The following is a 2,142-nucleotide window of genomic DNA, read 5'->3' on the forward strand; positions in this document are numbered from 1 at the left end:
CAAAGCGTCGGCGAGAAAACTGATCGTTCTTGAGCATGCGCAGGTTCAGAGCGCTGACTGCAGTTGAGGGTCAGACGTTCTTGAACCGCAACCGCGCGAACGTTCGCAGACATCCAGAAGCGCGGCTGAACACACGTGTAACTGTAGAAGTGTGCAGCCGCACAAATAAATACCTGCGCAAAGAAATATAGATACGGCTGTGTGACTGACTGACCAAAGCGTCGGCGAGAAAACTGATCGTTCTTGAGCATGCGCAGGTTCAGAGCGCTGACTGCAGTTGAGGGTCAGACGTTCTTGGACCGCAACCGCGCGAACGTTCGCAGATATCCAAAAGCTCCGTTGTATAGGCATGCAGCCGTAGTAACGCCTAATTGGATCCACACAAACACAAATAATTAAACATGCATGTGTGCAGGTGGGGGCTGCGACAACTTCATCCGTTTGCCGGTTTTCGGCCATTTCTGGCATGATGCGCCGTTTGAAGACTAAGCGCTCAGCTGATCATGGCGGCCCCTGTATTGCAAATCACCTCAGGAAGATGATCCCGGGCCTGGGTTGCTACGTCCCACGCTAGGTCTGCTACGCGCTTTCCAAGGAGCAGCAGGCAAGGCTTCTCAAGACCCAGCGGCCCAAACTATGAGCCTCGCCACCTGCCTGTTGGGAAGAGACATATAGCCCACGGAACAGGAATGACCCGCGGAAGTTGAATCCACCGTGCCGGCAGAACCTGACGGAGCGGAACACATGATCACTCACGGCGAGGCTATCCGACTGAGGGACGAACGCCTTATCCGGGCTGTAAAGAGCGCGGAAGAGGCGAGTGGCTTTCGGACCGGGGTCCGATATTCTGAGCGGGGTCGCCATCTGGTCCAAGTGTCGCTTGTTCCCCGAAGACATTGGTGGATCTGCGATCTGGATGACGAGGGCAGGCTCTTCAACTGTCGGATCATGACCCAAGGGGATTACGCACGGATGAGCGAGAGGCCTCGCCACTGAAGTGCCGCGGGCTTCCTGATTGCCCTTCGGCTACGAAGGATCGTTCAGAACGACGGGGCAGGGCAGTTGACCGGCCATCCTCATCGGCGCGGCTTCCCGTATCAGCCCCGCCGTGCCTTGCGGGCCGCGTAACGCTGGCCGCACGTGGCCTCATCGCAATAAATTAGCGTACGAAGGAGGTGTCACGAAGGTCGGCTTTTACATCGACAAACAGAAAATTAGAAATATCCTCCTCTTGGACAGGCAGGCGGTTCACATGCTGACTGCCTGATCGCGTTCGCAAAGGACGCCAAGAAAACAAGAACAATCACCAACAGGAGAGAAAAATGAAGACTGTCCTTGCAGTCACGGTCGGACTGGCAGCATCGGGCCTTGGCGCTCAGGCCGAGGAGATCAACGTGATGTCCTGGGGAGGCGCGGTCGCAGCCGCCCAGATGGAGGCCTATCACAAGCCCTACATGGCCGAAACAGGCATCAAGATCAATTCGATCGATGCCGACAATCCTGCCGTTCCCATCAAGGCACAGGTGGAAGTCGGCAACGTGACGGTGGATATCGCCGATGTCGAACCCTCCGATCTGGTCCGGCTGTGCGACGAGGGGCTGCTGGAGCAGCTTCCCATCGAGGAACTTCCCGACGGCATTGACGGGACAAAGGCCGCCGATGATTTCATCGAGGGCGGCCTTTATGACTGCGGTGTGGGTATCCTCGTTTATTCCACAGTGATTGGATACCGCGGTGACCAGCTGGAAGGTGTCATGTCGGCCAGCGACTTCTTCGATCTGGAGAAGTTTCCAGGCAAGCGCGGCCTGCGCAAGGGCGCCAAGTTCTCGCTTGAACTGGCCTTGATGGCCGATGGCGTCGAACCTGCGGACGTCTATACGGTTCTTGCCGCACCCGAAGGCGTCGATCGGGCCTTTGCGAAGCTTGATACCATCAAGAACGACACCGTGCGGTGGGAGGCAGGGGCGCAGCCTGTGCAGCTTCTGGCCGATGGCGAGGTCGTCATGACGACCGCCTATAATGGGCGGCTTTTCGATGCGGCCATCAATGAGAACAAGCCCAGAGATGGTCCGGAATTTTCGACCAGTTTGCCGCTCAGCTAAGCTCTGGCATGGGTTTCATGTCAGGCAGCGGCTTTCAGGT

Annotated in this window: 1 protein-coding gene; it reads left to right on the forward strand. The window is 57.2% G+C overall.

Going from position 1 to position 2,142, the window contains the following annotated elements; all coding sequences use genetic code 11:
- Positions 1–1,322: 1,322 nt before the first annotated feature.
- Positions 1,323–2,102, forward strand: a complete 780-nt coding sequence (locus IE224_RS20670; RefSeq protein ID WP_191313392.1) for an extracellular solute-binding protein — start codon at positions 1,323–1,325, stop codon at positions 2,100–2,102.
- Positions 2,103–2,142: the final 40 nt, after the last annotated feature.

The sequence above is a fragment of the Paracoccus aerius genome, from assembly GCF_014656455.1.
Lineage (GTDB): Bacteria > Pseudomonadota > Alphaproteobacteria > Rhodobacterales > Rhodobacteraceae > Paracoccus > Paracoccus aerius.

Bases quoted from the DNA above. Each gene is read 5' to 3' on its own strand.
- IE224_RS20670 (WP_191313392.1), top strand. From the start codon at position 1,323: ATGAAGACTGTCCTTGCAGTCACGGTCGGACTGGCAGCATCGGGCCTT.